This window comes from Deltaproteobacteria bacterium (genome assembly GCA_020848905.1).
In the GTDB taxonomy this organism is placed as follows: domain Bacteria; phylum Myxococcota_A; class Polyangia.
Map to the genome: position 1 here is coordinate 16,540 of JADLHG010000063.1, position 22,698 is coordinate 39,237.

Sequence of the window (22,698 nt, forward strand, 5' to 3'; positions counted from 1 at the left end):
CAGATGTGGCGCATCCTTTTCAGTCGCCTGAAGCAGGGCCACCGCACGGCGGCCTACCCCGTCGCGGCGCCGGCGCTCCCCGACCGCCTTCGCGGACATCCCGTCGTCGATCCGACCCGCTGTCCCAGTGGTTGCCAAGCCTGCGTGGAAGCCTGCCCGACCGACGCGGTGCGCGTCGACGACCAGGGGCTGGGGCTCGACCTCGGCCGCTGTCTCTTCTGCCAGGAGTGCGTGAGCGCGTGCCCGGAAGGAGCGATCCGTTACACGACCGAGCATCGGATGGCCGCGCGGCGGCGCGAGGAGCTCGTCCTGCGCGGGGCCGTGCTCGAGCGGGCCCAGGCCCTCGACGCCAAGATGCTCCGCCTCTTTCGCCGTTCGCTGAAGCTCCGGCAGGTGAGTGCGGGGGGCTGTAACGCCTGCGAGGCGGACGTCAACGTGCTCAGCACCGTCGTCTTCGACCTCGGGCGCTTTGGCATCCAGGTCGTGGCCTCGCCCCGCCACGCCGACGGGCTGCTCATCACCGGTCCGGTCACCGAGAACATGAAGCTCGCCCTGCAGAAGACCTACGACGCGGTGCCCCCCCCGAAGATCGTCATCGCGGTCGGCGCCTGTGCCATCTCCGGAGGCCCCTACGCGGGGCACGCGGAGCAGCACGATGGCGCGGGCGCGGTGGTCCCGGTGGACCTCTTCATCCCCGGCTGCCCGCCCCATCCGCTCACGATCCTGGATGGCCTCTTGGCGCTGCTCGACCGGCTCGGGCCCAAACGCGTGGCGGGCGCCGCGACGTCGGGATCGGCCATGGACACCCCCTGACGGGATGGATTGCGGCCAAGGTGGGCGCGCCTACCGGACGAGCCGCGCGTAGTGCGTGGCGTACATGAAGCCCATGCTGCGGCCGGGATCGCCGGAGGCGCTCACGGGGAGCGGCCAGGGGACGGCCGCGCCGGGCTCGGGTTTCAGGCTATCGGGGAGGGTGTTGCCGAAGACGGGCTTGGCCCAGGTCATCACCGCGGCCACCTGCCAGACGTCGTTACCCGACGGGGGCCAGCTCTGCTTGCCGTCGTGCGAGGAATAGGCGAAGAGGAGCGCGCGTAGCAGGGCGTAGTTGCCGAGGGCGAAGACGTTCCTGAAGCCCAGGTGGTCGGCGGACCAGGCCACGGCGATGTGCGGCCCGAGCCCTTCGTAGCTGTAGTTCGTGTAGGTGGGCGGCCACTCGGGGCCGTTGGTCGCGCGGTACTGGTCGGCCAGGTAGAGCCCACCCACGCCGTGACCCTGGTAGCTCACCCCCGCAGGCATGATGCCGATCGGATCGCTCTTGCCGCCCGGCTGGAGCGTCTGCCAGTTGTCGCCCGAGCCCAGGCCGGTGAGCTTGAAGACGTGGTTGGTCTTCGCGCCGCCCCAGGTGGGCTCGCCCATCGCCTTGGCGTGGGCCTTCACGACGGCGTTCACCGCGGCGAAGTCCTCGTTGAGGTAGGCCGTGGACATGAGCGACCAGCGGCCGTGCGCCGGCTTGTTCGGCAGGTGGAGAAGGGCGGCCTGCTCGACGGTGACGCCCTCGGGGAAGACGTAGACACGCACGGCCCGATGGAGCGCGCTCCGCAAGGCGGTCGGGCGGTAGTCGATGAGGTTCGCCGAGACGGCGATGAGCGGAAGGTTGCGCTGGGCCCACTTGATGTCGTCGTTCTTCTGCACGTCGATCGCCTGGCGCACGGCCTCCGGCACGCGGTCGAGCTCGGCGCGGAGCTGCGCGAGCATGGTCTGGTTGCTCGTGCGCAGACCGACGATGGCCCGCGCGAACATGGCTCGCGTGGACTTGCAGTCGTAGGAGCCGGCCCCGCCCGCGGTCCAGGTCAGGTCCTTGACGATGTCCATCGGGCTGCCCGCCCAGGTGACGAGGCTGCTCCACGACGCGTTGGTGGTCGGGATCTGCAGGATCTCCGCAGGAGTCAGCCAGAGCCCGCCCTGCCGGTAGGCGAGCGAGATCGGCCCGATCCCGCCCGTCGACGCTGGTGGCGGTGGTGGCGGGGACACGCCCTGGTCCGTCGACGGGGGAGGAGGTGTCACGCCGTGATCCGGCGTCGGAGGTGGGGGCGTCGCGCCGTGATCGGAGGAAGGCGCTCCCGCATCGAGGCTCGGCGCCGAGCCCGCGTCCACCATGCTCAGCGAGGAAAAGACCAGCCGCGGCGCGTGGGCTCCCTCGCGGCTGCTGTAGTAGGCGCTGTTCGAGGAGTGGCTGGCGATGGCGAAGCTATAGGTGCCCCGCCCCGTCACGACGCGCGTCACGTCCACCTCGACCCAGGTCCCCTCCGACACAGGTCCGAAGCTCCCCACGGCGCTCGATGGGAGCGCTGGGGCGTTGCTCCAGCTGATGGAGCCCTCGGACCAGGTGCTCGGCACCACGAAGAGCGCTCCCCCGTCAGGGCTGGCGTCGAGCACGAAGAGCGCGAGACGGACCGCGCGCACGCCGGCAGGCAGCTCGCCCACCTCGAACTTCACGTAGCTGCGATGGGCGCTGCTCGCCTGGCGGACCCGCAGGCTGGGGCCGCTGCCGTAGTTGCTTGCCGGGTAGGCCGACGAGACCTTGGCGTCGGCAACGGCGACGAGCGCCGGGTCGCTGCCCAGTGCGTAGGCGCTCACCTGCTGCTGGACGGGCTCGTAGCTGTCGCTCTCGTCGACCTCGGGTGCGCATCCCGGGCCAGCGAGCGACAGCGCGGCGATCACCGAGAGCCTAGCGAACGATCGGTACATGCGGGCTGCTCCTCGAAGGGTGAGGAGAGCTAGAGCAATGCACGTGCCCGCGGCGGCTTCATCGGATTTCAGCGGCTTGGCGTGAGGCCGGTGCGAGGGGCGGGGGCAAGCTTGCCTCCGGGGCAGCCCCAGGCGAAGGCGTCACGGGCCGCGCACGACGCACACCGCGTCCAGGTCGAAGCAGCGGCCGTCGGGGGCATCGCGCGCGCTGAAGTAGACCTCGAGCCCGGCCGACCCGGCTTCCAGGATCGTGTAGGTCGTCGAGACCTTGCCCCAGGTCGGGCCGGCGAGCAGCCCCTGCGCCTTGCTCTGGCCGACGTGGTTGCCCGAGGGGGACCGCTCCCTCATGACCGGCACGACCTCCTGCGGGCCCGCCGGCGAGCGCACCCAGGCCTCCACGCGATAGGTTTCGCCCTGCCGGGGGCTCTTCACCGTGTCCGGGCTGTCCGAGATGGTGAAGAGCTTCGGGGAACCCGAGGGGAGCTTGCAGGTCCGGCCCGCGAACTTTCCGGTCAGGCCGCCCTCGACGCGCGTGATCTCGCCGCCGTTCGACCACCAGCCGGAGACGTCGGTTTCGAAGTCGCCGTTCGCGGCGAGGTTGCCGGGGCAGGCCCCCGGCCCGACGGGTGCGTCGCAGGCGTCCGTCTTGCCGTCGGCGTTCTGGTCCTGCTGCGCTGGATCGGCCACCTTGGGACAGCCATCCCAGCGGTCCGGGACGAGATCGCCGTCGGCGTCGGCGAGCGGCGCGCCGAGCTCGAGCGGGACCGTCGCATCGAGGCCCGGTAGAAGCTCCAGCTCGCGGCCGCCGAAGGCCACGAGGGTGGCGCCGCGCCAACCGTAGGCGAGGAGGCGGACCCTCTCCCGACGGTCGCCGCCGTCGAGCAGCACCCGGCCGGGCAAGACGGGGGCGCTGCCGTCCTCGGGGATCGGCACCTGGCGAACCAACGCGGCCTTCGTGCCTATTACGGTAAAGGTCAGGCGTTCGAGCGGGATAATGGTGCTCGAGAGCTCTAGCCAGAGACCGCGCGCGTCGCCGCAGCCGCCCGAATAGCCGGCTAACGGGAGGATAATAAGCTCATAGAGAAATAGGGCCCGCGCCCGCGAGGCCTTCATGAAGGACACCTGTGAGGATCGAGACGCGACATCCGTACTTCGTAGCGTCCGCGTCGGCCTCGCCGTTGTCAACCGCGTGTGGCGCCGCGCCGGGCGCCGTTGGTCGAGCGCGCCGCCCATGCTAGATTCGTTTCACGCGATGTCGTCGGACACTCGGACCAGGAGCCTGGGCCTCCCGTCGCTTCTGCCGCGGCTGACCGAAGGTCGCGTCCGGATCCTCGACGGCGCCGACGGCGGTCGGCGGCTCGTGATCGACAAGGAACCGCGGGTGCTCGGGAGCGCGCCCGCGTGCGACCTCAGGCTCCCCGACGATCGCGTCTCCCACCGGCACTGCGAGGTCCGGCTCGGCGCGCGCGGCTTCCTGGTGCGCGACCTCGGCAGTCGAAACGGCACGTACTTCGAAGGGGCACGCGTGAACGAGATCGCCGTGCCGGCGGGGGCGATCCTCCAGCTCGGGCACACCCACGTCGTGCTCGAAGCGCCGGGAGAGACGACCAACCTCGACCCGAGCTCGCGCGAGCGCTTCGGCCGACTCGTTGGGCAGAGCGTCCCCATGCGGCGGGCCTTCGCGTTGCTCGAGCGCGCCGCGGCCGCGGACGTGACGGTGCTCCTCCAGGGCGAGACCGGCACGGGCAAGGAGCTCGCCGCCCGCGCGCTGCACGACGAGAGTGCGCGTCGTGGCGGCCCCTTCGAGGTCTTCGACGGCGGCGTGGTCAGCACGGCCCTTCTACCGAGTCGACTCTTTGGCCACCTGAAGGGCGCTTTCACCGGCGCGACCGAGGACCACGCGGGCGTCTTCGAGCGCGCGGACGGGGGGACGGTCTTCCTCGACGAGATCGGCGAGCTTCCCCTCGAGGTCCAGGCCACCCTGCTGCGCGTTTGCGAGGCTCGAACCGTGACGCCTCTCGGCTCGGCGGTCGCGCGACCGGTGGACGTGCGGCTCGTCGCCGCGACGAACCGAGACCTCGCCTCGGAGGTGCTGCGCGGGACCTTCCGGCGGGACCTCTACTACCGCCTGCAGGTGCTGCCCATCCGGCTGCCGCCGCTGCGCACGCGGCGGGCCGATCTGCCAGAGCTCTGCACGGAGTTGCTTCAGGACCTGGGTCTGACGGACCCCGGGCCGATCGACGGTCCGGTGCTCGCGCAGCTCCAGTCGCACCCCTTCCCGGGAAACGTGCGGGAGCTCCGCAACGTCCTCGAGCGGGCGGTGGTGCGCGCCGGGCGAGGCGCGCGCTTCTGCGACCTCGTGCTCGAGCTCGGCCCAGCGGAGCCGGGCGATGCGGGCGGGGCCGGAGGCGCGCGCTTTCAGGATCTGAAGCAGGAGACGATCAACCGGTTCGAGTGCGACTACCTCTCGCGGCTGCTCGAGGAGCACGGAGGCAACATCCGGCAGGCCTCGGCCGCCTCGGGGCTCGAGCGCACCCAGCTCAAGCGGCTCCTGCGCAAGCACGGCCTCATCTGAACGGGGCACGAGGCGACTCGACGCGACGGCGCACGTCAGGGCCGCGGCAAGTGCAGCGTGCCGAGGCTCGCCGGTGGGTTGCCTCGCGTGCCGAAGTACACGGCCGTCACGCCCGCGCCGACCACGAGCACGGCGCCGCCGAAGCCCACGATCCATTTCCAGGCGGTGGAGCGGCGCCGGGGCGGCGCAGGCGCGACGGGAGGATGCGTGAGCGGAGTCGGTGAGGGCTGCGCCAGGCGGGGAGCCGTGGGCGTCTTCACCACGGGCTGCCTCGATGGAGCTGGCTCGACGGGGGCCCGCTCGCTCGGGCCAGGCTTCGCAGGAGGGGCTGACTCCCCCTCGGAGGAACCGGTCGCTTGTCTGAGCTGGGCGAGCGTTTGCTCGACGGCGCGGCGGAGGGGGTGCGCCGGAGCCTTGCGCAGGAAGGTCTCGAGGTGGCTGATCGCCTCCTTCGGCTGGCCGAGCGCGCGGTGGCACTGCGCGAGGTTGAGCAAGAACTCCGGACGCGAGCTCAACGCGTAGCCGGCCTTGAACGCCTCGAGGGCCTCCCGGAGCCTTCCCGCCTGAAAGAAGCTCACGCCCTCTTGATGGTGCCGTCGCGCGCGAGCGGCCGAGTCGGCGCGAGCCTGGCCTTGAACGCTCGTGGCCAGGGCCAAGATGGCGAGCAGCGGGACGAGCAGCGATGACCTGACCCGCGGGCTTCGGGTCGTCGGCCCGCTCGGAGTTCCTTGGTGGAAGGCGCAGCGCATGATCATCGTCTTCGCCGGAACGGGTCGGCGAGAAAGCCGGGGCCGATCCCTTCGCCGCTCGGCTCCTTCGCCTTCGTTGTCGCGCTGGGCCGCTTCGCTCGCCGAGGCTTGCCGACCTTAGGGCGAGCCCGGGGCGAGCGCGGGGCCTCTCCGCCATCGGCCGCGCCGCGTGCCTCCGCCCGTTCGGGGCGAGGGGCGGCGTCCGCCTCGGCGCGCTCGCTCGCGACGGCGGCGACGCTCCGCGTGGGGCGCCCGTCCAAGGCGGGACGCGATCGGGTGGTCCACACGATCCCGGCGCCCCCAACGAGGAAGAGCGTGCCCGCCGAGGCGGCGAGGACCACCCACCGCCGTCGCCGCGGCGTGGATTTCGACACCTTGGCCTGCTCGACGTCGTCGCTGCCGCGGACGCGGCGGGCGCGCGGGCCGTCGGCCACCGTCGCGAGGTCGTCGCCCTCCGGCTCCTCGGCGGCGGCTGGGATCCCCGCGGCGGAGAGCGTCGTCGCGAGGTCCGCGGCGCCGAACCGTCCGTCGAGCACCTCTTCGACGGCCTCCGCCATCCGGCGCGCCGAGCTGGGGCGCAGGCTGCGGTCGCGCGAGAGCGCCTGCATCACGAGGTCGCTGAGCGCTCGGGGCACGAAGGGCTCGTGCTCTCGCGGCGGGCGGACCTCTCCGTGGAGCACGAGGTTCAGGGTCTCGAGGTCGTTGCGCCCCTTGAACGGTTGCTTTCCCGTGAGGCACTCGTAGGTCATCACGCCGAGCGAGTAGAGGTCGGTGCTCGCGTCGTGAGGCACCCCGACGTGCAGCTCCGGCGCGAGATAGGGAAGCTTTCCCTCGACGCCGGAGGTCGATGTCTCGACCCCGGCCGCGCGCGCCAGTCCGAAGTCGAAGAGCTTCACGGCACCGTCGACGCAGAGCATGACGTTCGAGGGCGACAGGTCGCCATGCGCGATCCCCTGAGGGGCCTCGGGGTGGCGCAGCTCGTGCGCCGCGGCCAGGGCGCGGGCGACCTCGGCGCAGACATAGGCCGCCGCGAGCCAAGGGAGCCGACCCCCTGCGCGCTTCAGCCAGAGCTTGAGGTCGATCCCCCGCAGGTACTCCATGACGAGATAAGGACGGCCGTCGTCCAGGTCGAGCTCGAAGACGTTGACGATCCCCCGGTGGTTGAGCGAGGCGAGCACTCTTCCCTCGCGCAGGAAGAGCTCGATGAAGCGCGGGGTGGCGGCTACCCCGGGCTGGATCACCTTGATGGCCACCTCCCGGCGGAAGCCGGCCGCCCCCTCGAGCGTGGCCAGATGCACCTCCCCCATCCCGCCGCCGCCCAGACGGCGCACGAGCGCGTACTTGCCGAGGCTCCTGCGCGAGGAGGGCATTCAGCGGCGCGCAGGGTCCAAGGTGCTGATTTTTCTTGTTTTCACAGCTAAGACGCTACCACGGCCGAGAAGACGGCTCAAGGCGGGCCGAGTCGAGTTGACGCTCTCGTCGAGCGCGCACGCGTTCGTCGCGACGACGGCCGGTGCTACGATCCCGGCCATCCATCTACGAAGCCGGAGGGGCGCGCCATGCGTGGTTGGTCTACGGTGTTCGGTCTTCTGGGGATCCTCGTGCTGTGCAGAGGGAGCGGATGTAATCCGGCGGTAGTCGTCTTGAACGAGCCCGAGTCGGGGGTTGCCGACGCGGCGCCTGATGGTCCGTCGGTCTTTCGGGACACCGGACCGCGTAGCGACGCGCCGACGGCCGACGCACCGTCCGCGGACGCGGGCCTACCTGACCGCGCGCGAGCGGATGGGCCCGTCGCCGACGCAGGAGCCTGCGGCGACAAGCTCCAGAACGGCACCGAGACCGACGTGGACTGCGGCGGGGCGAGCTGTGGTCCCTGCGACGAGCAGAGGAAGTGCGTCGCCCCCAGGGACTGCAAGAGCGGTAGCTGCACCGGAGGCCGCTGCGACGGCGTGCTCGAGGTGGCGAGCGGCGTGTCGCGCACCTTCGAGGACCTCTCCACCGCGGGCCAGGTAACGGGGATCAGCGGGGCGCAGCTCACGCTGGCGCCGGCGAGCGGCTTCGCGGCGGGGCAGGAAGCGCTCCTCATCAACCTGCAGGGCTCGGCGACGGACGTGACCTCGGTCGGGAACTGGGAGCTCGTCGAGGTGGCGTCGGTGAGCGGCGCCGTGGTGACGCTGAAGGCGGCGGTCGCGAAGAGCTACGGCAAGGCGAGCGCGAACGCCGATCTCACCGGGCAGAAGGTCTTCCTCGTGCGGGTCCCGCGCTACGCCTCGGTCACGATCAAAGGCGAGCTCACGGCGAAGGCCTGGAATGGCACGGTGGGGGGACTCGGGCTGATCGTGCTCCGGGCCACGGGCAAGCTCGTCGTGGACGCCGCGGGCAAGCTCACCCTCGGCGCGCGCGGCTATCGCTCGCTCGGCGTGAACTGCAACGGCGTGACGGGGGTGCCGGGCGAGTCCGCCTTCCCGATGCTGCCCTATAGCTGCCCGTGGACGACCACCCCGACGAAGGCCCCGAATGGGGGGGGCGGCGGCGGCGGGCTCTCGAACTGCAACGTGTACTCCTGCGCGACGCAGCAGCTCGGTGCGGGTGGCGGAGGGGCGAGCTACGGCGGGGCAGGGCAAGACGGGCAGCACAACGGGACGCAGCAGCAGGGAGGCCTCGCCGGGCTGGTCTACGGGCAGCCGGCGCTGAGCCAGGTCTATCTGGGTGCGGGCGGTGGCGCGGGCGCCGGAGGCACGAACGGTCCCGGTACGATCGTCGCCAACGGGCGGGGCGGGGGCCTGCTCCTGCTCTTCGCCGACGAGCTCGCGATCGACGGTGCCACGGATGCGAGCGGCCAGGTGGGCGGTGACAACGCGAACTGCGGCTCCGCGAACGGCTCCGGCTCGGGGGGCGGCGGTGCGGGGGGCAGCGTCTACCTCGCGGCCAGGACCGTCAAGATCACGGCCGGCAAGATCACCGCGAAGGGAGGCCCCGGAGGGTGCAAGGGGGGCGGCGCCGGGGGCGTCGGCCGCATCCGGATCGGCTGCACGACGCTCAACGGCACGGCGTGCCCCGGGGCAGACGCCAATCTGACCACTCCGCCCGCGTACCTCGTCGGCCCGTAGAATTTTCCCAAAAGAGGGACAAAGGACTGGGGGGGCCGCGTCCATCTAACAGGGACGCCGCCGGAGGGCACGGAAGCTCCACCGCGGCCGTATCACGAGCTGCGCCCAAGGAGCGACGTGTGAAAGGGCCCCGGTTGACCGACGACGAGGTGCGCGGCGCGCGGGCCGGAGAGCTCGCTCCCACGGATGCGGGGTCCGCTCTGCCGTCGCACGAGCTGGTCGAGCTGGCCCGGCACGGAGGACGCGAGGCCTTCGAGGAGCTCTTCCGCCGCTACCATCCCGCCGTCGTGCGGCGCCTGACGTTGCTCGGGGGCACGCGGCTTCCCGTCGCAGATCTGGCCCAGGAGACCTTCATCTGCGCGCTGCGTGCGTTGCCGCGCTATCGGGGCGAGGGGTCCTTCCTGCATTGGGTCCTGCGCATCGCCACGAATCAGGCCCACACCGCCTACCGCCGCCAGCAACCGTTCTGGCGCCTCTGGGAGCGGCCCGAGACCGAGGCCGAGGTCCCCGATGCGGGCCTGCGCGGGGCCGAGAGCTACCCCGACCTCGAAGCGGTTCACCGTGCGCTCGGTCGGCTCTCGCCCAGGCTACGCGAGGCGGTGGTCCTCTTCGAGCTGGAGGGGCTGACGCTCGACGAGCTCGCCGCAGAGCTCGAGGTCCCGCTCCACACCGCCGCGTCGCGCGTCCGTCGCGGACGTGCGCGGCTGAAGGAAGAGCTCGAGCGCCTGGGCTTCGCTCCCCTGATGTGGCCCGCGCGCCCGTGCCCGGGAGACCTCCCATGACGCGCGCCGTCCTCGTGACCCCGGGAGAGCAGACGCCGGAGCGAGCCTCCTGGCTGCGCCTCGCCAGGCAGCAAGGGAGCGCGCTCGTGGAGCGGCAGCTCGCGGCGTCCTCGCGCGCCTGTCCCTGGCAGGATCCCCCGCGCGCCTTATTCCCCCCGTGGGGCGGTTTCACGCTGGCCTGGGCGGCAGCCTTCGTCGTGGCCCTGGGCCTCGCCGGGGGGACCTGGGCCCTCGTGCGTCGCGCGGCCCGCCCGCAATCGGTCGTAGCGCCCCGGGAGGCAGCGGTCGCAGGAACGGAGCGTCGCGCGGTCCTCTCGCCGCCGCACCGGAGGCCCGCGACCGTCGAGCGCATCGCGACCGCGAGCGCGCTGGCGCCGACCAAGGAGGCCTCCCGCTCGCGCGAGCTGCTCCGCCGGGAGCGTCGGCGTCGCGCCCGCCCCGTCCCTCAGAAGGCGCCCGTTGCGGCCCCGCGCGCCGGTGGCCCGGAGACGCACGAGATGCCCGACGAGGTGATCATCGTGAGCCCGCGCGCCCGGCTCCGTCCGCTCTTCACTCCCGAGGACTTCGTACGCCGCCGGTCGGCGCGTCCGTGAAGGCCTCGGCCCGCACCCACGAAGGAGGGTCACCCATGAGATCACTGCAGCGCGTCGCGGCCGCCGGGCTCGTTCTGTTCGCCACAGGGTCCGCCTTCGCGTCGCCCCCCGTCTTGCCGCTCTCGCCGTCGCCAATGCGCACGCTGCGCACGCCCTCCGCAGCCGCCGAGTCACCCGCGAAACCGGCCCCCGTCCTGCGCGTCCGCTTCGGAGACGACGACGTGGAGGTCTCCCGGGCGCGGCCCTTCGACGACTGGGTTCTGCTCGGAGGACCGGCACGCCACGCCTCGCTCGTGCCGCTGCGCGCGAACTTTCACGCCGAGCTTTTCAAGTCGGCCGAGGATCTGTGACGGTTCGTCGGCGCTTCGCGGCGGGCGCGGGCTAGGTGCGCGCGCGCGCCTGGATGAAGCTGTAAAAGAAGACGCTGTGCGGTTCGTGGGCCACGCGGTCGAGCTCGGCCGTCATTCCGGCCACCAGCTCCGCCGAGACCTGGCCCGCGCGCTCCAGCTCCGGCGCCCCCGAGAGCAGCAGATCCGTCCAGTACGAGAGGAACTCGGCGCGCTCGCCGGGCGAACGGTTGTCGAGGTGAAAGGTCTTCACCTCCGTCTCGATCTGCTGGAAGCCCACCGAGAGCAGCAGGTTGCCGAGCTTGGCCCCCACGAAGGGATCGCCGCCGAGCTCGAGCTGCCGGTCGTTGAAGGCCATCCAGTAGCGCAGCGTGTGGGGGCTGTACGGCGAGAGGAAGAAGGTCGCGTTGAGCACCTCGTTGACGACGATCGCCGCGCCCGGGGCCAGCACGCGTCGCACCTCGGAGAGCACGCGCGCCGGGTCGGAGACGTGCTCGAGGATCCAGCAGAGGAAGGCCGCGTCGAAGGTCTCGCGCTCGAAGGTCAGGCGCATCGCGTCGCCGTGCGTGAAGCGGTAGCGCCCGGCCGCCCAGGGCACCTCGGCCAGGAAGCGCTCCGCCTCCGCGAGCTGCTCCTGGTTCCGTTCGATGCCCGTCACGTGCAGCTCGGGGAAGTGGCGCAGGAGGATCTCCGTCTGCGCCCCGACGCCGCTGCCCACCTCGATGAGCCGCCGGCGCCGCCGGAAGGGGAGGCGGTCGTGCACCATCGGCTCCAGAAAGCGGGCCTGCCTCCGGAGGCGCTGGCGTTCCCCTTCCGTGTAGCCGTGCAGGTAGCCCGAGGCCGTGCTGCGCTCGGGGGCATTCTTCTCGCCGGGGTCGGTGCTCATCTCTCGTCTATAGCCGATCGTCGCGGTCACTGACAGCGGGTAGGCGGATAGCAGGTGAAGAAGCTGCCGTAGCACTCGGCGTTCTTCGCCTTGCAGCAGCCCGCGGACATGCAGCTGCCGCTGCACACGCTCTTCAGCGTGGCGCAGTCGGTCTGGTTGCTCGGCGCCGCGGCGGGGGTCGGGCTGGGGGCGGGCGTTGCGGGCGCTGCCGGCGCGGCGGACGGCGACGAGGTCGGGTCGAGGGTGCCCCAGATCGCCGTATGCGCGCCGTCGTAGATGCCGAGCACCCAGGTCAGAGAGCCTGTGATCGAGGTATTGCACGGGGGATAGGCAAACCCAGCGGAGCCGGCAGGCACGCTCCAATTCCGCCCCTTCGCGGCCTTCCAGCCGACCTCGGTCCAATTCGTGCGGCCGCTCTCGTTCAGATAGCGAGCATCGGTACCGTTGTTGAATTGATTCTTCACCCTGATCCAGGCCGACACGCCCGCCTTCGTCGTCCAGAGCCAGTTGCCGCACAGGGCGTTGACGTAGCCCCAGAGGAAGTAGTTCACCTCGCCCGCAAAGTGACAGGTTCCTCCGACGGTGAGCGTTCCCTGTGAGGCTGTGCCGACCTCGCCGCACATGCCTTCGTTGCTCGCGACCTGGGTGGCCATGCCGCTCTCCGCGAAGGCCCATTGCTGGACATCCCATCCGGCGGCATCGTTGATGCCTTGGCAGAGCTCCGCCTGTTTCGTCGCGTCCAGCTTGGCGTACTCCGCGCTCACGGCCGCACCGAGCACGGCGAGCGCGTTGTCGGCCTGGCCACCGCACCGCACGACGCTCTGCATCCTCTCTCTGTGGCCCGGCAGCGGAGCTGGCGCGCTCTCCGACGGGGAGCTGGGATCGTTCGAGCCGCACCCGACGAGTGCGGGGCAGAGCAGCAGCCCCAGGACGACGCTTCGTGTCGAGAGGGTTCGGCCCCCGGATCGGGACGCACGGACAGCTTTCCTCATACAGACCTCACTCCGTGGCGATGGTGAAGACGTAAAGCACGAACCATGCCTCCTTGAGGTTGGCGAGTCGGGCCCTTAGCGGAGTAGCTTGGGCGGGACTCCCGAGAGGAGGTCGCCCCAGCGCGTCTCGGGGCCGGTGCGGCTCGCGAGCTGCGCAGGGAGGGCCGGGAACTCGTAGCCCGCCTGCTGCATGTAGAGCTCCCAGGGGAGCTTGGGGTAGAGGCCCTTGGCGGCCGTGACGGCGCGACGCAGCCGGTGGTAGACGAGCATGCGCTGGACGTCCACACGCGAGGATTCGCCGCGGACCCCGTTCCAGGGGTGCCACTCCAGGTCGGAGAGGCGCCGCATGAGCGGCACGTACTCGGCGTAGACCGCCGCCAGCTGCGTCTTCACCGCGAGCAGGCGCTGGGCCTCGGTCTTGTGCCGCACCTCGCCCCCTCGCCCTCGGACCTCGGCCGGCAGCTCGAAGACCTGCTCCGCCGCCGCGCGTGCGACCTTCAGCGCCTTCCGTCGAAGGGTGGGTTCCGACTGGGGGCGGTCGAGGGGAATCGCGGGCCAGAGCACGCGCTCGGTGAGATCGAGGGCCTTGTCGGTGTCTGAGGTGGCCAGCGCGCGTCGGGCCGCGATGAGGTCGGTCACCGCCTCGGCGAAGCGCGAGCGCTCCTTCGGAGGCGGTGGCAGGAGCCGCCGCTCGAGAGCCTGCGCCTTGTCCGCAGGAAGAAAGATGCGCGCGAGCTGGATGCGCGTGCGGGTCCACCAGGTCGTGCTCGCGGGGCCTGCCGCGGGGATCTTCCGGCTCGCCTGCGCGGGGTCCATCCCGAGGAGTGGAAGGGCGACGACGAGCAAGGCGAGAGTGATCGAGTGTGAGCGTTGAGCCTGGCGCATCGGATCGGTCCTTCTTCGTGGGCCTCCGCTGCAATGATGCAATGCTCGTACCTGTAACCACACGGCCTCCGGTGCGGGCGCTACCTGTGGATCCACGTAGCTGCGTGCATGGAGCAGCGTCCGGTGGCGCGCGGTGCTGGGGTCAGCTGACCCGGCCGCCACCGGCCCGGGCCTGTGGCCTCTGGCCCCCTTGGGTGCGCGGGAATCGTGCGGGCGGGTCGCTACGGCAAGGGCGCAGCCGTCGCTAACCCTCGAAGGTTGTTCTCCTTCGATCGTTGGAACGCGGCTTGCTCCAGCGCCGGCCGGGGCCTACGGAGGGACCGCTCATGCGCCGAGCCAGACCGCATCGATGGACCTGCACCCTGAGTATGTCCGCGCTGGCCTTGCTCCTCGGGCCAGCCGCACCAGCCGCGCTGGCCCGGGCGCCCGATCGCGCGCCGCGCGCGGTGCTCGAGCTGGCCACGGAGCTCCGAGCAGCGCCCCGAGGAACCACGCTCCGCCGTACGGATCCCCAGGGCGCGGTCCTCCTCGCCTGGGCCATGGGCCTGGCCTGGAGCCGCAGCGGAACCGAACGTTCGTTCGATACCCTCCTCGGCGTGCGGCGCACCACGCCCCAGGGGATGCAGGCGACGTACACCTTCGTGGACGAGCCGGGTCAGGCCCCGCGGCTTCAGCTTGCGGCCTTCGAGCACCACACGCCGACCCGGCTCCGCTTCTGGGGAGCTGGCGAGTCGTCGAACACCACCAAGGTCAGGACGCGCGACGGACGTGACCTGGTCAAGATCGTCCGGCACGCGCAGGGGCTCTGGGTGTCCACGGTCCTCGCCGACCCGCAAACCGGTGCGGGCGTGCAGTACCGCCCCGACCCGGAGCGACCCGGCCACCAGCTCGTCCGTCCGCTCGAACGCGCCATCCCCATCGGGCTGCTCTTGACCTACCCGGAGTTCTTCGGCCGACGGGACTAGGCTACGGGGCGACCGCGCCGAGCGCCTTGCGCACCGGCGGATCGAGGAGCTCCTGCTTCACCAGCGGCGCGAAGCCGTAGGCCGTCACGTCCACCGCGTAGGGGCCCTTGCGGGCCACGAGGCCGTTGTTCGAGGACCCCTGCTCCCAGTAGGAGGCGCGGTCGCCAAGGCCGCTCACCGCGGTCCTCGACGTGCCGAGGTTCTTCATCGCGAGGTCCAAGACCTGGTCTCCCGCGCTGTTGAGCGCTCCCCAGACCACGAGCTCCACCGCTGGGGTACTCGAGCTCGCCGTCGTGTAGCGGCAGAGGCGCGTCACGAGGTCGGCCGAGTAGACGGACGTTTTCGGAGCGCCGCGCGCCGCCCCGGGGAGGAGCGGCTGCAGGTCGGCGAAGGAGAGAAGCCCGCACAGAGAGAGGCGTGCGATGGACGCCGAGCGTCGAGTGCTCTTCATGAAACGCGCTCCGCGTCGGTCACGACTGGGGGGGCCGAGCATCCTCCGGGGCGAGGCGGCCCAGAAAGGCGGATACGTGCTCGAGCTCCTCGCAACGCGCGATGAAGGCAAGCTCGCGACGCTCCGCGCCCGTTCGTAGCGCACCCGCGCGCTGCGGGCATTCCTCGAGCAGCCCGCGCAGGGCCTCGAGATCGGCCGGGTCGAGCGTCTCGTCGAGCGACTCCTGCAGCGTCGCGAGCTGGCGACGGGCGCGCCAGGGCCTCCCCGCGCGCATGGCGGAGCGCACCTCGGCTATCGCGCGCTCCACCCGCCGCGCCTCGGTCGTTCCGGCGAGCGCGGCCTGCCGCGCCACGAGCAGCCGCTCAACGGAGCTCGCCGCGGCCTCGCCGAGCCGATGGAGCCGCGCCCACCCGAGGCGAAACAGCACGTCGGCCGCCACCGACGCGAGCGCGGGAGCTTGCGTCGCGTCTCGCCGCTCCTCCGTCTCCTCGAGGAGCTCGAGCCCGAGGTTGCAGATGGCCACCGCCGCCTCGGCCGCCTCGAGGGGACGGAAGGGACGACCGGCAACCGTGCAGCCCGCCACGAGCACGTTGGCCAGGTAGGCCAACTCCTCCATCCGGGAGGCGTGGAGCGCGGCGTCTCGTTCGTAGAGCGCGCGAAGCGCCCCCCGAAACGGGCCGGGGTCTCCTGCCACGCCCGGTTCGATGTGCGCCTCGAGCAGGGGCGCGACCGGTACCGGCGCGAGGACCTCCGCCTCGCGCAGGAGGTCGAGGAGGGCCCCGGGCGCGGTAGCTTGGCCCCGCCCCTTCACCGAGGGGCTCTGCCCTGCCGTCGCTTCCGCGGGCACGCGCCGTAGCTCGCGGAAGTACGCGCGCGTCACGGGGTCGCGCTCTCGGGCCTCCCGCTCCGTCGCGGGAGCGGTCCGCGCCAGAGCGAGGAAGCTCGCCGCGGCCTGCGAGGCCACGAACCCCTGCTCCGCTCGACGGTCCTCGCGCTCGGCGGCCACGTCGGTCTCGAGAGTCTCCTCGGCGGTGAGCACCGCGTAGAGACCCCCCTGCGCCTCGACGTCACCGGCCGAAAGGTGGCTACAGCGCGTGAGGATGCGCCGGAGGAGCTCGTGATGCTCCTGGTCGAGAGCGAGCAGCACCCCGAGGAGCGCGTCCCAGCCGTCGTGCCGGCGGGCGATGACCTGGAACTCCAGAAGCTCGTGGTAGGGGTGGCTGTCGAGGGCCTTGTCGAGTAGCGCCACTTCGGGACTCTCGTCGCTCAGCTCGCCGCGCAGCTCGTCGAGGTCGAGCACGAGCAGCAGCCGGTGAAGCCCGAGGGTGACCAGATCGAAGGGCAGCTCGGCGAGCTTGCGTGCCGCCAGCTCTTCCCCCGCCTCGAGCAGGACCTCGAGCCAGAGGGCGAAGCGGTCGCTGTCGAAGCGCTCCTCGTCGCCCGGACGCGCCTTCTGCCAGAGCTCGTCATCGAAGACCTGGACGAGCTGTTCGGTGGTGGCGAGAGCGACGAGCTCGCCCGAGTCTTCCAGGCCGAGGTGCCCGATGAGCTGCCCGAGCGCGCGGGCCGGGAGCGCCTGAACGGCCGAGACGAGGTCCGGTGTCTCGAGGAGGCGGCTCAGCAGCCGGTGCGAGGTCGGGCGAACGAGGCGCGAGGCAGGGTTCGTCATGTGGCGTGCTCGGGTTGAGCGCCGTGTTCGGCGCCGTAGACAGCACTCAACCATATCCTCGTCTCTTGACAGATACAAAAGATAGAGCTATCTAACTAATATGACCAAGACCACCGAGCTCTGGGAACTCGTCAAGCTGGTGTCGGAGCGCTACGGCCAGCGTCTGCAGGCCCATCGATCGGCCAAGGGCGCGGGGAGCGAGCTCTCAGCCCTGACCGTGCAGCAGTTCCAGTACTTGCAAGCGGTCGGGGCGCTGCCCGGTCCCACGGTCGGAAGTCTGGCCAGCTATTTCGAGGTCACCTCGCCCACGGCGACGTCGATCGTGAACCGGCTGGAGGGGGCGGGGTACGTCGAGAAGCGGCCGTCGGGGCGGGACAACCGGGTCCGCTTCGTGGTGCTGACCGCGCGAGGACGCAAGGTCCTGCGTGCGCAGGAGGACGCCTTTCGCGCGCTGGCCGAGGAGATCCGTGGGGCGCTGACCGCCTCGGAGCTGGCGGCGTACCAGGAGCTCACGGCCAAGGTGTGCGCGAAGCTGCCGCAGCTGGAGTAAAAAAATTTGCCACGCATTGATAGATAGAACGTTCTATATGTAGTGGCCGGCGCGGGGAATCTCGCCGGCCCCGGTAGCGACGCAGCCTGCAGCGAGAAAGGAGCTCGTCATGGAACGCAGCGCGTATCTCGCCGGAGCCCTGGTAGTCGCGACCCTGAGCGCCTCCTGCGCCGCTCCGGGCCTTTTTTCGGAGCGCGAGCTCCGAGCCGCCAACCTTGGGAGGGTGAAGATGGACAAGGACCTGGGAGAGCTCTTGGTGCCGGAGAACCGCCGCCGGCCCGGTAGTCGCGTCATCGCTCTGCGCTTCCGCCGGCTCGGGCCCCTCGACGGGCGACCGGTCCTCCTCCACTTCACGGGAGGGCCGGGGATGAGCAACTTGAAGCACCGCTATCCCGAGGCGCTCCTCGGTACCTTCACGGTGGTGGAGGTCGGCTATCGGGGGATCGATTCGTCCACCCGGCTGCGGTGCGACGGGCTGAAGAACCAGCTTACAGCGCAAGACCTCCTCTCCGACGGAGGAAAGGTCCGGATGGCCCGCGCCTTCGACGACTGTGTGCGAAGCTGGCAAGCGGAGGGGCTGGACCTGAGGGGCTACCAGCTGGCCGACATGGTCGAGGACGCGGAGGACCTCCGCCGGGCCCTGGGCGTGCCGAAGGTGCACCTCGTGGCGGACAGCTACGGTACGCGCCTCGCTCTCGAGTATCTCTCGCGTCACCCGGAGTCCGTGGTCCGCGCGGTCCTCATCGGCGCCAATCCACCGGGCCACTTCTTCTGGTCCTCCTCGGACCTCGAGGCCGCCTTCGCCGCGTACGAGCGAGTCACGGGCACGCCGGGGCTCGAGGCCGCCTTCCATCGGGTGCTCATGGGGCTGCCGGAGCGTAGCTGGGGCCTGCGCGTCGACCCCGACCGGATCCGGATCATGTCCTTCTTCCTGCTCTTCCATCGGAGCACCGCGCGCCGGGTCTTCACCGCCTTCTCGCGCGCGCACGAGAAGAACTCCACCTTCCGCCTCGCGCTGTTGTCGCTCGGCCACAATCTCGTGCTGCCGCGCATCATGGACGAGTGGGGTGACCTCTTCTGGAAGGGGCTCATCACCGACTGGCAGCCCGACGCGGACTACCGGGCGCGCTCGGCGATGTCGCCGGGACGCTTCGGCTCGCCCCTCGGAGAGCTGCTCTTTGCGCCCCCCTACGACCCGGACTTTCTCGCGTATCGGGATGCGCCGCGTCCGCTCGCCGTGACCACGCCGACCTTGATCCTGAGCGGCGCGCTGGACTTCTCGACCCCGCCGGAGAACGCCCGCAAGGAGCTCGTCGAGCGTTACTCCGCGGTGCAGCAGCTCGTGGTCCCCTCCTACGGGCACGTGGCCGACTTCTGGGCCGAGCCGCGGGCGCTCTCCCGGGTCCTCGAGCAGTACCTGCTGCGGGGGAGGGTGCCCGAGGTCGAAGACCTCCCGGACCGGAGCGCGCAGGTGCCGCGCTTCGTCACAAGGCCAGGGTTCAAGGGACACGAGCGACGGCCCTCGCGTCGCGCGACTGGCCCCTACGCCCTCGCCAGCAGCTCCAGCGCCCGCTCCGCGACGGGCCAGGCGTTGCGCGCGCAGTCGTTCACGCCGATGCCGCGATAGGCGTTGCCGGTGAGAAGCAGGCCCGGCAGCTGCGCCACGCGGGCGTCGAGTCGCTCGAGTCGCGCCGCGTGCCCCACGTTGTACTGCGGGATGGCCTGCGGCCAGCGGAAGAGGGTCACGAAGCTCGGCGCGGCTCGCACGCCGATGGACCGCGCGAGGTCCTCGCGGAGGAGCCCGAGGAGCGTGTCGTCGTCGAGGGCGGCGAGGGCACCGTCGCGTGCGCCACCCACCATCACGCGCAGGAGCACCTGTCCGCTCGGGGCCTCGCGCGGAAAGATCGACGAGCTGAAGAGCGCGCCGAGCAGGCGCATCCCCTGGCCGCGCGGCACGAGGAAGCCGAAGCCGTCGAGAGGGTGCGGCACGTCCTCGCGCCGGTAGCCGAGGCAGGCCACGTTCAGCGAGGCGTACTCGATCGCCGCGAGCTCGCCGGCCAGCGTGGGTTCGAGCGCGTGGAGCAGCTCCGCCGCGGCGTAGGCGGGCCCGGCCAGGATCACCAGCTCGGCCTCGAGCGCCTGCGCGAGTCCCGGGCCGCCCACCTGCCAGCGCGGTCCCACCCGTTCGAGGCGGGTCACGCGCACGCCGCAGCGCACGGCGGGTCCGAGGGCGGCGGTCAGCGCGTCGGTGAGCTGCTGCATCCCCGCGCCGAGAGTCGTGAGGCGTCCCGTCGGTCCCGCGCCCGCGACCCCTTGCTTGCCGCCCTTCGCGCCGCGCCGCTCGCGTCGCCGCTGAAGCTGCAGCCGTACCATGCCGCGCACGAGGCTGCCGTACTGCTCCTCGACCTCCACGACCCGCGGGAAGCAGCTCCTCACGCTCAGGCGCTCGGGGTCACCGGCGTAGATCCCGCTCTGCATCGGGTCGATGAGCCAGCGCAGCCCCTCGGGGCCGATGCGCCGCCGCACGAAGCCCGCGATCGACTCATCGCCCTGCTCCTTGCGCCGGGGGACGAAGGGCTCGCCCAGGAGCCTGAGCTTCCCCGCCCAGGGGAGGAGCTGCGAGCGCGCGAGCTTCACCGGGTGCATCGGCACCGGCTCCAGGTGATCCCGCACGAAGAGGTAGCGGTTCTCGAAGGCGTCCGAGGCGGGAAGGAGCGCCGAGCTCAAGCCGAGCGCCTCGCAGAGCTCGAAGGTGCGCGGCTCCTTGTCGAGAAACCCGGCCGGCCCCGCCTCGCAGGAGAAGCCGTCCCGCGCCACGGTCCGGATCTTTCCGCCGGCGCGGCCCTCCGCCTCGAGCACGGTCACGTCAACTTCGCGGCCCGCCTTCGCGGCCAGGCGCTGGAGCACGAACGCGGTGGCCAGGCCCGAGAGCCCGCCTCCAATCACGATGACCCGGGACATCAGCCTTCCCTCCGACGGAGCCATGGCACGACGGCCATCGCATACACCGCCGCGGCGGCGAGCGCCACCCCCGAGAAGCCGATCGCGGTGGCGAGGACGATCGCCAGCACCGAACCCACCACCGAGGCCACGGCGTTCAGGCCCCAGGCCCACGGGATGACCTGCGCGCGCGCCTGTCCTGCGTAGCGCAGGCCGAGCGGGAAGGGCATGCCGAGGACCAGCCCGACGGGGAAGATGACCAGCGCCGAGAGAGCCACGCGTGCGGCGAGGGGAAGGCCCAGCGCGGCGCGCAGGAGCACGGGGCTGCCAAGCGCCACGAGCAGGAGCAGCGCCACCGCGAGGCAGAGGATCAGCACCAGCCGGCGCGGGAGCTCGGGGAGGTAGCCCACCAGGCGCTGGCTGAGCAGGCTGCCGAGCCCCGACGAGAGGAGCAGCGCGCCGACGACCGTGGCGAAGGTGTGCACCGGCTGCCCGATGAAGAGCGTGAAGCGCTGGATGAGCGCCATCTCCACCAGGATGAAGCCGAGCCCGAGGAGGAAGAAGTAGCCGAGGAGCGCGCCCGACCCCGCGAGCCCGTAGCGCCGGCCGATCCACAAGGGGAGGAGGATGAGGAGCAGCGCGAGGAGCCCGGCCTGCGCGAGCACGATCAGCAGCACCACCTCGCCCACCGGTTGATCCTCGAGCGCCCAGCGCGCGCGGTCGGCCTGGCTGAAGACGCTGCGGAAGGTGGCGAGCGAGAGGTCGCGCCAGCGCGTCTGCTGGTTGAAGAAGGGCCGGTCGTCGGTGGCCGGGCGAAGCTGCTTCGCGCTCTCGTCGTAGAGGCGTTCGAGCGTCTCGGGGGCCGCGGCGAGGAGCTGGCGGTAGATCCCCGGTCCCGCCTCGAGCCCGGGCAGGTGCAGCACGCGCAGGCCGAAGCGGTTCAGAATCGTCGAGTCCGCGCGCACCTCCTCGGCAGAAAGCGGGGCGCGGCTCACCACGAGCACGCTGAAGAAGCTCGGCTCGGTGCCGAGCGCGTAGGCCAGCACGTGGCGCCTCGAGTCGGCCACGCCGTGCGCCTCGAGCGCCGCGCGGGCGGTGGCGGCGAGCCGCGGGAGCTGCGCTTCGGGGCGGCTGATCCAGAGGCGTCCGCGCTCGGTCAGGTGCGCGAGGTAGTCGCGCAGCGCCTCCACCGTGACGACGTAGTTCTCGGCCAGGCTCATCGCCCCCGACGCGGTGGCGGCGTTGCTGATCGTGTGCCCGGCCAGGATCGCGTCGAAGCGCTCGCCGCGCCGCCGGATGAAGCTTCGGGCCTCGTCGGTGTGGAGCTCGACCCGCGGGTCGCTGAAGATGTCCCCCACGAAGCGCGCCATCTCCGTCGCGACGAGGTCGTTGATCAGCGGATTCACCTCTACCGCCACCACGCGCCGCGCCCCCGCGCGGAGCGCCGCCGCGACGTGCCAGCCGCCCCCCGAGCCGATCACCAGCACCGATTGCCCGGGCCGCAAGATCTGCTGGCGGAAGTCGGCGAGTCCTTCCTTCCCCGTCGGCCGCCCCGCGACGCGCGGCATGCGCGTCACCGCCGTCCCGCCGTCGATCAGGATCTGCCGCCCCCACGGCGCGCGCATCACGTCCACCCGCGAGATCGCGTTCCAGCCGGTGTAGAGGCTGGCGCCCTTCTCGAGCAGCTCCTGCACCGGCACGGGCCCGAGGGTCTTGTTCTGCGAGATACGGATCGGGACCACGCGCTCGGCGTAGGGGCTCGCCGCGAAGAGCAGGAGCAGGGCCCCGACGGCCGCATAGCGCCCCTCTCGCCCCGCGAAGAAGGCCGTCGCGCCGGCCGCGAGCGCGGCGCTGGCCACGATGGCCCCCGAGCCGCCGGCGAAGCGCAGGGTCACGATCACGAGCAGGCAGCCGAGCGCGGCCCCGACGAGGTCGTAGAAGTAGATGCGGCCCGCCTGCGCGGCGTAGCGCTTGAGCAGGAGCGCCGCGGCGAGCCCGGAGAAGACGAAGGGGAGCGCGATGCACAGGAGATAGAGCGGCGCGTAGAGCAGCTGCCACGGGTCCCCGAGGAGCGAGAAGGGGGCGAACGGGATGCGGTTCGCGAGCGCGAAGCCGCCGAGCGTGCTCGCGACCTGTCCCGCGCAGAGCCAGGGGAGCGCGCGCTCGGGGGCGAGGGCGGAGAGGCGCGAGCTCAACGTGAGCAGGACCCCCGAGAGCCCGAAGCCGAGCATGGCCGTGCTGACCACGAGGAAGGCGAAGTGGTACCAGAGCGCGACCGAGAGCACGCGGGTCCAGGTGACCTGCAGGAGGAGCGTGGCGGCCGAGAGGGCGAGCAGGCCGAGCTTGAGGCGGAGCGGGGCGGAGGCCGTGTCGGCGGGAGGCTCCGTCGCGGCAGCGCCCCCGGTGGGGAGCGGCGCCGGGGGGCCGCCTCGCCGCGTGGACGATCGACGGCCCAT

20 protein-coding genes are annotated in these 22,698 nt (G+C 71.6%); 9 read left to right on the top strand and 11 right to left on the bottom strand.

Annotation, left to right across the window (positions count from 1 at the left end; translation table 11 throughout):
- The first annotated feature begins 3 nt into the window (after positions 1 to 3).
- On the top strand, positions 4 to 813 hold the full coding sequence (locus IT371_27545; GenBank protein MCC6751437.1) for a 4Fe-4S dicluster domain-containing protein: 810 nt from the start codon (positions 4 to 6) through the stop codon (positions 811 to 813).
- Between the two features lie 30 nt (positions 814 to 843).
- On the opposite strand, the gene IT371_27550 is transcribed toward IT371_27545, so the two are convergent.
- On the bottom strand, positions 844 to 2,748 hold the full coding sequence (locus tag IT371_27550) for a DNRLRE domain-containing protein (protein MCC6751438.1): 1,905 nt from the start codon (positions 2,746 to 2,748) through the stop codon (positions 844 to 846).
- A gap of 141 nt (positions 2,749 to 2,889) precedes the next feature.
- Positions 2,890 to 3,861: a carbohydrate binding domain-containing protein gene (locus IT371_27555; GenBank protein MCC6751439.1), complete on the bottom strand. Its 972-nt coding sequence runs from the start codon at positions 3,859 to 3,861 to the stop codon at positions 2,890 to 2,892.
- 139 nt (positions 3,862 to 4,000) lie between these two features.
- On the opposite strand from IT371_27555, the gene IT371_27560 reads away from it, so the two are divergent.
- Positions 4,001 to 5,323 carry a sigma 54-dependent Fis family transcriptional regulator gene (locus tag IT371_27560; protein MCC6751440.1) on the top strand — a complete coding sequence of 441 codons (1,323 nt, stop codon included), beginning with the start codon at positions 4,001 to 4,003 and terminating at the stop codon, positions 5,321 to 5,323.
- 35 nt (positions 5,324 to 5,358) lie between these two features.
- Here IT371_27560 and IT371_27565 read toward each other — a convergent pair whose 3' ends face one another.
- Together IT371_27565 and IT371_27570 are read right to left on the bottom strand one after the other, a co-directional pair.
- Positions 5,359 to 6,072 carry a tetratricopeptide repeat protein gene (locus IT371_27565; GenBank protein MCC6751441.1) on the bottom strand — a complete coding sequence of 238 codons (714 nt, stop codon included), beginning with the start codon at positions 6,070 to 6,072 and terminating at the stop codon, positions 5,359 to 5,361.
- 2 nt (positions 6,073 to 6,074) lie between these two features.
- Positions 6,075 to 7,442 carry a protein kinase gene (locus IT371_27570; GenBank protein ID MCC6751442.1) on the bottom strand — a complete coding sequence of 456 codons (1,368 nt, stop codon included), beginning with the start codon at positions 7,440 to 7,442 and terminating at the stop codon, positions 6,075 to 6,077.
- Positions 7,443 to 7,715: 273 nt separating this feature from the next.
- On the opposite strand from IT371_27570, the gene IT371_27575 reads away from it, so the two are divergent.
- From IT371_27575 to IT371_27590, 4 genes are all read left to right on the top strand, one after another.
- Positions 7,716 to 9,182: a hypothetical protein gene (locus IT371_27575; GenBank protein ID MCC6751443.1), complete on the top strand. Its 1,467-nt coding sequence runs from the start codon at positions 7,716 to 7,718 to the stop codon at positions 9,180 to 9,182.
- A gap of 119 nt (positions 9,183 to 9,301) precedes the next feature.
- Complete coding sequence (locus tag IT371_27580; protein MCC6751444.1) at positions 9,302 to 9,964, top strand: sigma-70 family RNA polymerase sigma factor; 663 nt, start codon at positions 9,302 to 9,304, stop codon at positions 9,962 to 9,964.
- Entirely contained in the window at positions 9,961 to 10,557 is a 597-nt protein-coding gene (locus IT371_27585; protein ID MCC6751445.1) for a hypothetical protein, read from the top strand. The genes IT371_27580 and IT371_27585 overlap by 4 nt, the downstream gene beginning before the upstream one ends.
- Before the next feature lie 35 nt (positions 10,558 to 10,592).
- Positions 10,593 to 10,907 carry a hypothetical protein gene (locus IT371_27590; protein MCC6751446.1) on the top strand — a complete coding sequence of 105 codons (315 nt, stop codon included), beginning with the start codon at positions 10,593 to 10,595 and terminating at the stop codon, positions 10,905 to 10,907.
- Between the two features lie 31 nt (positions 10,908 to 10,938).
- On the opposite strand, the gene IT371_27595 is transcribed toward IT371_27590, so the two are convergent.
- From IT371_27595 to IT371_27605, 3 genes are all read right to left on the bottom strand, one after another.
- Entirely contained in the window at positions 10,939 to 11,790 is an 852-nt protein-coding gene (locus tag IT371_27595; GenBank protein MCC6751447.1) for a methyltransferase domain-containing protein, read from the bottom strand.
- A 26-nt stretch (positions 11,791 to 11,816) separates the two neighbouring features.
- The gene (locus tag IT371_27600) at positions 11,817 to 12,617 is read right to left on the bottom strand and encodes a hypothetical protein (GenBank protein MCC6751448.1); all 801 of its coding nucleotides are present in this window, start codon (positions 12,615 to 12,617) and stop codon (positions 11,817 to 11,819) included.
- Positions 12,618 to 12,857: 240 nt separating this feature from the next.
- Positions 12,858 to 13,667 (bottom strand): hypothetical protein, encoded by an 810-nt coding sequence (locus IT371_27605; GenBank protein ID MCC6751449.1) that lies wholly within the window; start codon positions 13,665 to 13,667, stop codon positions 12,858 to 12,860.
- Between the two features lie 326 nt (positions 13,668 to 13,993).
- On the opposite strand from IT371_27605, the gene IT371_27610 reads away from it, so the two are divergent.
- On the top strand, positions 13,994 to 14,632 hold the full coding sequence (locus tag IT371_27610) for a hypothetical protein (GenBank protein MCC6751450.1): 639 nt from the start codon (positions 13,994 to 13,996) through the stop codon (positions 14,630 to 14,632).
- A gap of 1 nt (position 14,633) precedes the next feature.
- Here the strand turns inward: IT371_27610 and IT371_27615 are convergent, their stop codons facing one another.
- Entirely contained in the window at positions 14,634 to 15,083 is a 450-nt protein-coding gene (locus IT371_27615) for a hypothetical protein (GenBank protein ID MCC6751451.1), read from the bottom strand.
- 19 nt (positions 15,084 to 15,102) lie between these two features.
- Positions 15,103 to 16,752, bottom strand: a complete 1,650-nt coding sequence (locus tag IT371_27620) for a hypothetical protein (protein MCC6751452.1) — start codon at positions 16,750 to 16,752, stop codon at positions 15,103 to 15,105.
- Positions 16,753 to 16,852: 100 nt separating this feature from the next.
- Between IT371_27620 and IT371_27625 the strand changes: the two genes are divergently transcribed.
- Entirely contained in the window at positions 16,853 to 17,302 is a 450-nt protein-coding gene (locus IT371_27625; protein ID MCC6751453.1) for a MarR family transcriptional regulator, read from the top strand.
- 109 nt (positions 17,303 to 17,411) lie between these two features.
- Positions 17,412 to 18,929, top strand: coding sequence for an alpha/beta fold hydrolase (locus tag IT371_27630; protein MCC6751454.1), 1,518 nt, complete (start codon positions 17,412 to 17,414; stop codon positions 18,927 to 18,929).
- Here IT371_27630 and hemG read toward each other — a convergent pair.
- The gene (gene hemG, locus IT371_27635; protein MCC6751455.1) at positions 18,845 to 20,263 is read right to left on the bottom strand and encodes a protoporphyrinogen oxidase; all 1,419 of its coding nucleotides are present in this window, start codon (positions 20,261 to 20,263) and stop codon (positions 18,845 to 18,847) included. The two genes, IT371_27630 and hemG, sit on opposite strands and share 85 nt — an antisense overlap.
- The gene (locus tag IT371_27640; GenBank protein MCC6751456.1) at positions 20,263 to 22,698 is read right to left on the bottom strand and encodes a hypothetical protein; all 2,436 of its coding nucleotides are present in this window, start codon (positions 22,696 to 22,698) and stop codon (positions 20,263 to 20,265) included. Before IT371_27640 ends, hemG begins: the two co-directional genes overlap by 1 nt.

Excerpts from the sequence above, each read along its gene's own strand:
- IT371_27545 (MCC6751437.1), top strand. The coding sequence starts at position 4 with ATGTGGCGCATCCTTTTCAGTCGCCTGAAGCAGGGCCACCGCACGGCG.
- IT371_27550 (MCC6751438.1), bottom strand. The coding sequence starts at position 2,748 with ATGTACCGATCGTTCGCTAGGCTCTCGGTGATCGCCGCGCTGTCGCTC.
- IT371_27555 (MCC6751439.1), bottom strand. The coding sequence starts at position 3,861 with ATGAAGGCCTCGCGGGCGCGGGCCCTATTTCTCTATGAGCTTATTATC.
- IT371_27560 (MCC6751440.1), top strand. The coding sequence starts at position 4,001 with ATGTCGTCGGACACTCGGACCAGGAGCCTGGGCCTCCCGTCGCTTCTG.
- IT371_27565 (MCC6751441.1), bottom strand. The coding sequence starts at position 6,072 with ATGCGCTGCGCCTTCCACCAAGGAACTCCGAGCGGGCCGACGACCCGA.
- IT371_27570 (MCC6751442.1), bottom strand. The coding sequence starts at position 7,442 with ATGCCCTCCTCGCGCAGGAGCCTCGGCAAGTACGCGCTCGTGCGCCGT.
- IT371_27585 (MCC6751445.1), top strand. The coding sequence starts at position 9,961 with ATGACGCGCGCCGTCCTCGTGACCCCGGGAGAGCAGACGCCGGAGCGA.
- IT371_27590 (MCC6751446.1), top strand. The coding sequence starts at position 10,593 with ATGAGATCACTGCAGCGCGTCGCGGCCGCCGGGCTCGTTCTGTTCGCC.
- IT371_27595 (MCC6751447.1), bottom strand. The coding sequence starts at position 11,790 with ATGAGCACCGACCCCGGCGAGAAGAATGCCCCCGAGCGCAGCACGGCC.
- IT371_27600 (MCC6751448.1), bottom strand. The coding sequence starts at position 12,617 with ATGCAGAGCGTCGTGCGGTGCGGTGGCCAGGCCGACAACGCGCTCGCC.
- IT371_27605 (MCC6751449.1), bottom strand. The coding sequence starts at position 13,667 with ATGCGCCAGGCTCAACGCTCACACTCGATCACTCTCGCCTTGCTCGTC.
- IT371_27610 (MCC6751450.1), top strand. The coding sequence starts at position 13,994 with ATGCGCCGAGCCAGACCGCATCGATGGACCTGCACCCTGAGTATGTCC.
- IT371_27615 (MCC6751451.1), bottom strand. The coding sequence starts at position 15,083 with ATGAAGAGCACTCGACGCTCGGCGTCCATCGCACGCCTCTCTCTGTGC.
- IT371_27620 (MCC6751452.1), bottom strand. The coding sequence starts at position 16,752 with ATGACGAACCCTGCCTCGCGCCTCGTTCGCCCGACCTCGCACCGGCTG.
- IT371_27625 (MCC6751453.1), top strand. The coding sequence starts at position 16,853 with ATGACCAAGACCACCGAGCTCTGGGAACTCGTCAAGCTGGTGTCGGAG.
- IT371_27630 (MCC6751454.1), top strand. The coding sequence starts at position 17,412 with ATGGAACGCAGCGCGTATCTCGCCGGAGCCCTGGTAGTCGCGACCCTG.
- hemG (MCC6751455.1), bottom strand. The coding sequence starts at position 20,263 with ATGTCCCGGGTCATCGTGATTGGAGGCGGGCTCTCGGGCCTGGCCACC.
- IT371_27640 (MCC6751456.1), bottom strand. The coding sequence starts at position 22,698 with ATGGGCCGTCGATCGTCCACGCGGCGAGGCGGCCCCCCGGCGCCGCTC.